This window comes from Streptomyces sp. C (assembly GCF_000158895.1).
Classification (GTDB): domain Bacteria; phylum Actinomycetota; class Actinomycetes; order Streptomycetales; family Streptomycetaceae; genus Streptomyces; species Streptomyces racemochromogenes.
On record NZ_GG657750.1, the window covers coordinates 3355861 to 3364954 of the forward strand.

Below are 9094 nucleotides of genomic sequence, written 5' to 3' on the forward strand. Positions count from 1 at the left end.
GCCCCGAGGGTGACGAAGAGCGGGGCGAAGTGCTCCGTGCGGGGGTGGGCCAGGCGGCCCGCCGGGGACTTGGCCTCGAAGTCGAGCAGGGCGTCGACGTCCTGCGCGGCCAGCGCCTCGCGGCCCCAGTGGTCGAACTCCGCCGACCAGCCGGGAACTCCGGGCCCGGTGTGCCGCAGCGCGGCCAGGTTGTGGGTGAAGAAGCCGCTCCCGACGATCAGGACGCCCTCGTCGCGCAGCGGGGCGAGCTTGCGGCCGATGTCCATCAGCCGGGCCGGATCCAGGGTGGGCAGGGAGATCTGGAGGACCGGTATGTCGGCCTCCGGGTACATCTCGACGAGCGGGACGTACGCGCCGTGGTCCAGGCCGCGGTCCGGGATGTCCTGGACCGGGGTGCCGGGCGCCCTGAGCAGGGCGCGGACCGAGGCGGCGAGCTCCGGGGCGCCCGGGGCCCCGTACCGCACCCGGTAGTAGTGCTCGGGGAAGCCCCAGAAGTCGTAGACGAGCGGGACGGGCTCGACGGCGCCGAGCGCCAGCGGGGCCTCCTCCCAGTGGGCGGAGACCATCAGGATCGCGCGCGGCCGGGGCAGGGCCGCGGACCAGGCGGCGAGCTCGGCCGGCCAGAGCGGGTCGTCGGCGAGCGGCGGGGCCCCGTGGCTGAGGTACAGCGCCGGCATGCGGGGAGTCTCGGTGGTCACGGGGGCGCTCCTCGGTCGTGGATGCGGGGCGGTGCGGTGCGGGGTCCCTCGAAAAGACTAACCCCGCCTCGTTCAAATTTGAACGAGGCGGGGTGGTCAGTCATTCCCGCACGCGGCGCCCCGTCAGTGGGCGATCACCGGGACCTTGATCTCGGCGTCCGCGCCGTCCCCCGAGCCGGAGGCGACCGGGCCGCCGTGGCCCGGACGGCCGGTGTTGATCAGCGTGAACGCGATGGCCGCGCTGGCGACGAGGATGCCGACGGCCCACCAGATCGCGGACGCGTAGCCCTCGACCATGGCCTGCGCCTGCACCAGCTTCCCGGCCGGGCCGCCCGCCGCGGCCTCGGCCGCGTGGTCGGTCAGGTAGGCGGTGGTCGCGGACGCGGCGATGGTGTTCAGCAGGGCGGTGCCGATCGCGCCGCCCACCTGCTGCGAGGTGTTGACCATGGCCGAGGCCACGCCGGCGTCGGCCGGGTCGACCCCGTACGTGGACAGGGACATGGCCGGCATGAAGGCCGTGCCCATGCCGAGGCCCAGCAGCAGCTGCGCCGGCAGGATCAGCGCCGGGTAGGAGGAGCCGACCTCCAGCTGCGTCAGCATCAGCATGCCGGCGCCGGCGAGCAGGAAGCCGGGGCCCATCAGCAGGCGCGGGGCGACCCGGGTCATCAGGCGGGCGCCGATCTGGGTGGAGCCCGTGATCATGCCCGCGATCATCGGCAGGAAGGCGAAGCCGGTCTTGACGGGCGAGAAGCCCTTCACGACCTGGAGGTAGTAGGTGAGGAAGAGGAACAGGCCGAACATCGAGATGACGGCCAGGCCCAGCGAGAGGTAGACACCGCCGCGGTTGCGCTCCAGCAGGACGCGCAGCGGCAGCAGCGGGGACTTCACCCGGGACTCGACGAACACGAAGGCGGCGAGGAGCAGCGCCGAGGAGACGAACATCGCCACGGTGACCGTGTCCGACCAGCCGGCGGACTCGGCGCGGGTGAAGCCGTAGACGAGGGCGACCAGGCCCAGGGTCGAGAGGATCACGCCCGGGACGTCGAGGCGGGCGCTGTTGCGGGAGCCGGCCGGCTCGCGGATGACCATCCAGGCGCCGACGGCCGCGACGACCGCGAAGGGGATGTTGACGAAGAAGGTCCAGCGCCAGTTGAGGTACTCGGTGAGGAAGCCGCCGAGGATCAGGCCGACGGCGCCGCCGCCGCCCGCGATCGCGCCGTAGATGCCGAAGGCCTTGGCGCGCTCCTTGGCGTCGGTGAAGGTGACCGCGAGCAGGGACAGCGCGGCCGGGGCGAGCAGCGCGCCGAAGGCGCCCTGCAGGGCGCGGGCGCCCAGCATCATGGCCTCGCCGGTCGCGGCGCCGCCGAGGGCGGAGGCCAGGGCGAAGCCGATGAGGCCGACGACGAAGGCGTTCTTGCGGCCCCACTTGTCGGCGATGCGGCCGCCGAAGAGGAGGAGTCCGCCGAAGGCCAGCGCGTACGCGGTGATGACCCACTGGCGGTTGCCGTCGGAGATGCCGAGGTCGGTCTGGGCGGAGGGGAGGGCGATGTTCACGATGGTCGCGTCGAGGACGACCATCAGCTGCGCCAGGGCGATGAAGACCAGGGCCTTCCACCGGCTGGGGTCGACGGCAGCCGGCGCGGTGCTCGCGGCTGTTTTCGGCATGGGGGTACCCACTTCACTGTGCGGATGACTGAAAAATTACTGAATGTCTGAAAACGAAGTCTTGAGCTCTGGAAGGTCTCAGGTCCGGGGCATGCGCCTCAGGTCGTCCAACGTGGCCGCCGTGCCGGGAAGTTCGGAGCGGGCCGGAGCCCGCAGGCCGTCCAGGAAGAGCTGGAGGTGGCGGTGGACGAACCGTTCCACGCCCAGGCAGTCGGTGCCCGGGAGGGGGCGGCTGAGCTGGGACAGCGCGACCATCAGGTCGCCGACGCCGATGTCGGGACGGAGCAGGCCGCCGCTCTGGCCGGCGTCGACCAACCGCTCCACGGCCGCCTCCAACGCGGCGCGGGCGGCGAGGAGTTCGGGGTGTTCGTGATCGAAGCCCGCCGCGAGCATCGGGCACAGGGCGCCGATCCGCTCGTCGGCGGCGCCGTGCGTGAAGCGGCAGAGCGCCGCGAAGGCGTCGGGCTCCTCGGCGAGCGCGTCCTCGGCCAGGGCGGTGACCCGGTCCATCACGTAGAGCACCACGTGGTGGACGAGGGCGGCCCGGTCGGGGAAGTGCCGGTACAGGGTGGCGTTGCCGATGCCGGCCCTGCGGGCGATCTCGTCGAGGGGGGCTTCCGATCCGAACTCGACGAACATCTCGCGCGCGGCCACCAGGATCCGCTCCCGGTTGCGGACGGCGTCGGCGCGGGGCTTCGGGACCCGGCCGGGCGCCGCGGGGCAGGCCCCGGCCGCGGCCGCGGTACCGGCCTTGGCTGCGGCTGCGGCTCCGGTTTCGGCCCCGGTCAGGTCCACGGCCGCTCGGGGGGCGGCCGCCGGGGTGCGGGCGGGGCTCTTCATTCCGGGGCCTTCCTGGGGCGCGGGATCCGGCGGATCCGTCTCTGCGGCTCCGCCAACCGGGGAGTCGGTCCCCGCTTCGTGGGACTCTCGTACAAACGGGGATCCGATCCCCGCTTATTTCACTCGCGAGTGTGACCTGCACCACACCCCCAGGAGGGGCTTTCGCCCCGGTCGGATCACTTTTGGCGGCTTTCGACGCGCGGGCGTGTCGCAATCGTCGGAGGGTGAGCCCACAGAGAGCAGTCCGGACCCGGCCGGCTGCCGCGGACCGAAGGCGATCTCCATGCCGCAGACCCGCCGCCGGATACGCAGACCCTGTCGCACCAGCGCGTTCATCGGCCTCACCGCGCTGGCCCTGGGCGTCACCGCCACCGCCAGCGGCGGGATATCCGACCGCGGCCAGTCGGCCGCCGGCCCCGTCGCCACCAGCGCCGAATCCGTACTGGCACCCTGCCGGATCACCGGGACCATGGGCGTCCAGATGTCGGAGGGCCTGCCCACCCCGCCCGGGTACTCCCGCTCCACCGGCGAGGTCCGCGCACTGAACCTGATGATCGACTTCCCCGACGCCAAGGGCGAGGGCACGGCCGCGGACCGCCTGGCGGAGTTCTTCCCCCAGACCTCCGACTGGTTCCGCACCAGCTCCTACGGCCGCCTCGACTACCGCGCCGAGTCACCGGTGCGGGACTGGCTGCGGATGCCGATGCCGTTCGCGGCGTACGGGATCGAACGCGGGTCCCCGTACGAGCCCGGCTACCGGCAGCTCGTCGAGCACATCGCGAAGGCCGCCGACGCCGAGGTGGACTTCAGCCGGTACGACCTGGTCAACATCCTGGTCACCCCGAACGCCGGCCCGTCCGCACTGGACACCGTCCTGTCGGTCACCTTCTCCGGCAACGGCGAGGCGCCCATGGCCGACGGGGTCCCGCTCGCGAACACGTCCTTCGTCTACAGCCGCCAGGACGACGGCTCCGGCTCCTACCGGGAGACCGGCTACCGGGTGCTCCCCCACGAGAACGGGCACGTCTTCGGGCTGCCCGACCTGTACACGGCCGACGGCGGCGGCACCGTCGGGCACTGGGACATCATGAGCGAGGACTGGGGCGCCAACAACGACCTCCTCGGCTGGCACAAGTGGAAGCTGGGCTGGCTCGACAGCAGCCAGGTCAGCTGCGCCTCCACCTCCGGCACCAGCGACCACGTCCTGTCCCCGCTGGCCGTCGAGGGCGGCACGAAGCTGGCCTTCGTCCCGCTCTCCGACAGCGCCGGCTACGCGGTGGAGGTCCGCACCCGCGCCGGGAACGACGAGGCCGTCTGCAAGCCCGGCGTGCTGATCTACAAGGTCGACTCGGACGTGGACACCGGGCGCGGCCCGGTCACCGTCTCCGACAGCGCGACCGGCAGCGGCGGCTGCACCCGGCGGCCCAACGTGCACGCCGAACTCTCGGACGCGCCGTTCCGGCCGGGCGAGACCTTCACCGACGAGAAGGCGGGCATCACCATCGCCGTGGTGGGCGAGCTCCGCAACGGCCGCTACCAGATCCGCGTGACCCGGCCCTGACCCCTTGCCCCTGCTCGCCCCGCCCGGCCCGCCCCGAGGAGGCCCTCCGTGACCGTGACCCCCACCACCCCCGAGGAACGCCTGGCGGCGGCCGGGCTGGAACTCCCGCCCGCCCCCGCGCCCGTCGCCGTGTACGTCCCGGCGGTGGTCAGCGGGCACTACGTCCACACCTCCGGCCAGCTGCCCATGACCGGCGGTGCCCTGCCCGTCACCGGCAAGGTGGGCGCCGGCGTCACCCCGGAGCAGGGCAAGGAGCTCGCGCGGCAGTGCGCGCTGAACGCCCTCGCCGCCGTGGCCTCCGTCGCCGGTGACCTGTCGGCCGTGAAGCGGGTGGTGAAGGTCGTCGGCTTCGTGGCGAGCGCTCCCGACTTCACCGGCCAGCCGGGCGTGGTCAACGGCGCGAGCGAGCTGCTCGGCACGGCCTTCGGCGACGCGGGCATCCACGCCCGGAGCGCGGTCGGGGTGGCGGTGCTGCCGCTGGACGCCCCGGTCGAGGTCGAGATCACCGTGGAGCTGCACACGCCGATGGGGGTGTGAGGCCGCCCGCGCGGAGGCAGAACCTCCGCCGCGCCGGGCGCGTCACCTGGGGCATGACCCCGTACGAGACACCCCGCCGCCGGGGAGCTGCGGCCCGGCTCCGCCCTCCCCGCGGGGGCGTGGTCGCGGCCCTCGCCGTCCTGACCGCCCTGGTCCTGGTGGCGCACCCCTGGCTGCCCGGCGGGCCGGGGAGCGGCAACCCCCGCAGCCTCGTACAGACCTTCCTGCCCTGGACCGCCCTCGCGGTGCCCGTCCTGCTCGCCGCCGCCCTGCTGCGCCGCTCCCGGGGCGCCCTGGCCGCCGTACTGCTGCCGACCCTGGCCTGGGGGTGGGCGTACGGGGCCGCCCTGGGCGACGGCTCGCGGGGCGGGCCGGCCGACCTGACCGTCGTCACGCACAACGTCGACGACGCCAACCCCGACCCGGCGGGCACCGCCCGCGCCGTCGCCGCCTCCGGGGCGCAGCTGATCGCCCTGCAGGAGCTGACGCCACCCGCGCTGGGCGCGTACGAGCGGGAGCTGGCGGCGAGCCACCCCCACCACGTGGTGCGGGGCACGGTCGGGCTGTGGAGCACCTTCCCGCTGCGGGACGCGGACGGCACCCCGATCGTGCCGTGGCGGCTCCTGCTGCGCGCCACCGCCGACACCCCGAAGGGGCCCGTCACCGTGTACGTGGCCCACCTGCCCTCGGTCCGGCTGGGCAGCGGCGGCTTCGCCACGGGGAACCGCGACGAGGCCGCCCGCAACCTCGCCGCCCGGCTGCGGGAGGGGCCGGACGGCCGGACCCTGCTGGTCGGGGACTTCAACGCAACCACGGCCGACAGCGTGCTCGCGCCGGTGACCCGGGACTTCACCGCCGCGCAGGAGGAGGCGGGCGCCGGCTTCGGGCTGAGCTGGCCGGCCCGGTTCCCGGTCGCGCGGATCGACCAGATCCTGCTGCGGGGCGGGCTGGCCCCGGTCTCGGCGTGGACCCTGCCCGCTACCGCGAGCGACCACCTGCCGGTGGCGGCGTCGCTGCGGTACTGACCGGCAGCGCGCGCAGGGCGTGGAACCTGAAGGTGGTGGTCCACGCCAACTCGGCCGCCGGCACGGCGAGTCGCAGCCCCGGCAGGCCGTGCACCAGGGCGTCGAGGCCGAGGGTGAGCTGCGTGCGGGCCAGGGCCGCGCCGAGGCAGTAGTGGAGCCCGTGCCCGAGCGCGAGGTGGGCCTTGTCGGCGCGGGTGACGTCGAACCGGTCCGGCTCCGGGTACCGGGCGGGGTCGCGGTGGGCGGAGCCGAGCGAGAGGAGCACGGTGTCACCGGCGGGGACGCGCACGCCGCCGATCTCGACGGGCTCGGTCGGGAAGCGGCGGATGGCGGTGTGGTTGGCGAGGGAGTGGCGCAGCAGTTCCTCGACGGCGTCGGGAAGGAGTTCGGGCCGCTGCCTCAGCAGTTCGAGCTGCTCGGGATGGGCGAGCAGGGTGAACAGCCCGTTGCCGATGAGGTGCTGGACGTTCTCGCTGCCGACCATGAGGATCAGGAAGGCCAGCGAAACGAGCTCCTCCTCGCTGAGCCGGTCGTCCACGTCGCGGGCGACGATCAGCCCGGACAGGACGTCCTCCCCCGGCGCGGCGCGCCGCTCGGCGACCAGTGCGGTGAAGAACCGGTGGATCTCCCCGACGGCACGGGCGAGTTCCTCGCGGCCGGCCGGGTCGAGCATCGTCAGCACCCACCCGGAGAACCGCTCCCGGTCCGCCTCCGGGACGGCGAAGACGTCCCCGATGACCTTCAGCGGCAGCGGCCTGGCGAACTCGGCGACCACGTCGGCCGTCCCGTCCTCCTCGGCCCGGGCGGCGAGCCGGCCGGCGAACAGGTCCACCGCGGCCCGGATCGACGTACGCATCCCCTCGACGTGCCGGGGCGTGAACCCCTGCGCGACCAGCCGGCGCAGCCGCAGGTGGTCGTCGCCGTCCATGTTGAGCAGGTTGGCGTCGAGCGCCGGCGGCAGCGCGAACCCCTTGAAGCCGTCCCCGGCGTGCCGCTTGTCCACCGACAGCCGCGGGTCGGCGAGCCACCGGCGCACATCGGCCTCGTGCGTGACCAGCCACACCGCCGACCCGTCGGGCAGCGCGACCCGGTGCACGGACCCCTGCTCGCGCAACCGCGCGTAGACGGCGTACGGATCGTCCCGGAAGCCCTCTCCGAACGGCTGCGGCAGAACCCCCACGTCAACGCCCCCGGCCATGGAACCCCCACCCCTCGCCGACGGCCCCGCGCACGCCGGATCATGGAACCAGGTTAAGAGGCGGCATCCGCACACCACGATCCGCTAGGCTGTTCAGCGGTCAGCCGAAGACCGTTCCAGGTCCAGGCAGTCCCGCCTTCGTAGCTCAGGGGATAGAGCACCGCTCTCCTAAAGCGGGTGTCGCAGGTTCGAATCCTGCCGGGGGCACGTGAGCGAAGACCCCCAGTCCGGTGTGGCTGGGGGTCTTCGGCGTTCGGGGCGGCGGGGGGTCAGCTGAGGCCTCTGCTGCGTTCGCCGATGCGGTCGCCCTGGGGGGTGCCGGCGCGCTTGAGGGCCGCCTTGGTGTGGGCGCCGCCCTTCACCTTGCTGCGGACCGGGCCCTCGAAGCCGTGGCCCTGGGCCCGGGGCGGCTGGAGGCGTTCCGTCGCCTTCGCGATGGCCTCGTGGACGTCCTGCTTGTGCTCTTTGCTCATCCCGTCGTCAACTCCCTCGGGAAGCACCCAATCGATTCACATCGGATTAATGGGATCGTATGCACAGATACGGGCCGATGCACATGGATCAGCGGGCGGGCTGTTCCGGGCACGGCGTGCCGCGCGGGAGCTGGTACTTCGCCGAGACGCGGTACTCCCCCGGCGCCGGGGCCAGCAGCTCCGTCCAGACGTCCCCGGCGGCGTCCGGGGCCGCCTTGGACAGGCACCCGGACGTGTTCGCGTCCCGGGGCGGCGGTACGGGCTTCCCCGCGCCGTCCACCAGCCCCAGCCACGGGGAGTGCGGGATCCGCACCAGTACGCGGCCGGGCGCCGAGACCTCCAGCACCAGCTGGTCCGCGCCCGCCCGGACCACCTTCGCGGGGCCCGAGACCAGGCTCGCGGGGGCGTCCACGCGCAGCAGCCGCCAGTTCTCGTCGCCCCACACCTGGCTCAGGTACGGCAGGCCCCCGCGCACGAGCGCCGCCTCGGCCTCCCCGCCCGAGTCGGGTTTGTCGGCGGGCAGCACCACGTAGTGCACGGCCCAGCGGTCCAGCCAGTCCCGGTAGCTCTCGGCGGTCAGGGTGTCGTCGTAGAAGAGCGGGTTGCGCTCCAGGTCGGCCTGCCGGTTCCAGCCGCGCGCGAGGTTCACGTACGAGGGGAACGCCGAGGACTCCCGGTGGCTGCTGGCGGGGACCACCTCGACCCGGCCCCGGTCGGCGCCCGCCCTCTGGAGCTGGTCGACCAGCGGGGCCAGCTCGCGGTTCCAGGCGGCCACCGGGGTGGTGCGGACGACGTCGGTGACGCTGTTGGTGGTGATCCAGGCGGTCAGGCCCGCGAAGGCCAGCACCAGCGCGTAGCGGCGGCGGGTGCGCGGGCCCGTGTACGGGACGGCGGCGAGCAGCACCGCCCCGCCGAACAGCATGACCAGCCGGGTGACGTTCGATCCGACCTGGGAGTCGATCGCCCAGGTCAGGAACACCCCGAGGGTGTACACGGCGGCGGCGATGCGGACCGTCCGCCACGTTCTGGGCACGAGGAGGGCGACGGCCAGTCCGAAGTGTTGGCGGCAGGGAGGCCGAACCGATCTTCATCGGCTG

The 9094-nt window shown here is 73.6% G+C and carries 9 protein-coding genes and 1 tRNA gene; 4 read left to right on the forward strand and 6 right to left on the reverse strand.

Annotated elements, in window-relative coordinates; translation table 11 throughout:
• The 3 genes from SSNG_RS14880 to SSNG_RS14890 all read right to left on the reverse strand — a co-directional run.
• On the reverse strand, positions 1 to 677 hold a 677-nt coding region (locus SSNG_RS14880), incomplete at its 3' end, for a class III extradiol ring-cleavage dioxygenase (RefSeq protein WP_042803549.1).
• Between the two features lie 144 nt (positions 678 to 821).
• A complete protein-coding gene (locus SSNG_RS14885) occupies positions 822 to 2363 on the reverse strand; it encodes an MFS transporter (protein ID WP_007264661.1) in 1542 nt (513 codons plus the stop codon).
• 78 nt (positions 2364 to 2441) lie between these two features.
• A complete protein-coding gene (locus tag SSNG_RS14890; RefSeq protein ID WP_007264662.1) occupies positions 2442 to 3203 on the reverse strand; it encodes a TetR/AcrR family transcriptional regulator in 762 nt (253 codons plus the stop codon).
• A 283-nt stretch (positions 3204 to 3486) separates the two neighbouring features.
• On the opposite strand from SSNG_RS14890, the gene SSNG_RS14895 reads away from it, so the two are divergent.
• Genes SSNG_RS14895 through SSNG_RS14905 form a run of 3 tightly spaced genes read left to right on the forward strand, consistent with a single transcriptional unit; the run spans position 3487 to position 6326 of the window.
• Positions 3487 to 4764 (forward strand): M6 family metalloprotease domain-containing protein, encoded by a 1278-nt coding sequence (locus SSNG_RS14895; RefSeq protein ID WP_007264663.1) that lies wholly within the window; start codon positions 3487 to 3489, stop codon positions 4762 to 4764.
• Between the two features lie 54 nt (positions 4765 to 4818).
• Positions 4819 to 5301: a RidA family protein gene (locus SSNG_RS14900; protein WP_007264664.1), complete on the forward strand. Its 483-nt coding sequence runs from the start codon at positions 4819 to 4821 to the stop codon at positions 5299 to 5301.
• A 53-nt stretch (positions 5302 to 5354) separates the two neighbouring features.
• A complete protein-coding gene (locus SSNG_RS14905; RefSeq protein WP_042803553.1) occupies positions 5355 to 6326 on the forward strand; it encodes an endonuclease/exonuclease/phosphatase family protein in 972 nt (323 codons plus the stop codon).
• Here SSNG_RS14905 and SSNG_RS14910 read toward each other — a convergent pair.
• On the reverse strand, positions 6280 to 7524 hold the full coding sequence (locus SSNG_RS14910) for a cytochrome P450 (protein ID WP_007264666.1): 1245 nt from the start codon (positions 7522 to 7524) through the stop codon (positions 6280 to 6282). The genes SSNG_RS14905 and SSNG_RS14910 overlap by 47 nt on opposite strands.
• Positions 7525 to 7658: 134 nt before the next feature.
• Here SSNG_RS14910 and SSNG_RS14915 point away from each other — a divergent pair.
• Positions 7659 to 7731 (forward strand) — tRNA-Arg (locus SSNG_RS14915).
• A gap of 62 nt (positions 7732 to 7793) precedes the next feature.
• Here SSNG_RS14915 and SSNG_RS14920 read toward each other — a convergent pair.
• Together SSNG_RS14920 and SSNG_RS14925 are read right to left on the reverse strand one after the other, a co-directional pair.
• Entirely contained in the window at positions 7794 to 7997 is a 204-nt protein-coding gene (locus SSNG_RS14920; RefSeq protein WP_241695055.1) for a hypothetical protein, read from the reverse strand.
• An 88-nt stretch (positions 7998 to 8085) separates the two neighbouring features.
• The gene (locus tag SSNG_RS14925) at positions 8086 to 9030 is read right to left on the reverse strand and encodes a hypothetical protein (RefSeq protein ID WP_007264668.1); all 945 of its coding nucleotides are present in this window, start codon (positions 9028 to 9030) and stop codon (positions 8086 to 8088) included.
• Positions 9031 to 9094 lie beyond the last annotated feature (64 nt).

What these genes read in the sequence shown, in the direction of transcription:
- SSNG_RS14885 (WP_007264661.1), bottom strand. Translation starts at nt 2,363, where the DNA reads ATGCCGAAAACAGCCGCGAGCACCGCGCCGGCTGCCGTCGACCCCAGC.
- SSNG_RS14890 (WP_007264662.1), bottom strand. Translation starts at nt 3,203, where the DNA reads ATGAAGAGCCCCGCCCGCACCCCGGCGGCCGCCCCCCGAGCGGCCGTG.
- SSNG_RS14895 (WP_007264663.1), top strand. Translation starts at nt 3,487, where the DNA reads ATGCCGCAGACCCGCCGCCGGATACGCAGACCCTGTCGCACCAGCGCG.
- SSNG_RS14905 (WP_042803553.1), top strand. Translation starts at nt 5,355, where the DNA reads ATGACCCCGTACGAGACACCCCGCCGCCGGGGAGCTGCGGCCCGGCTC.
- SSNG_RS14910 (WP_007264666.1), bottom strand. Translation starts at nt 7,524, where the DNA reads ATGGCCGGGGGCGTTGACGTGGGGGTTCTGCCGCAGCCGTTCGGAGAG.
- SSNG_RS14920 (WP_241695055.1), bottom strand. Translation starts at nt 7,997, where the DNA reads ATGAGCAAAGAGCACAAGCAGGACGTCCACGAGGCCATCGCGAAGGCG.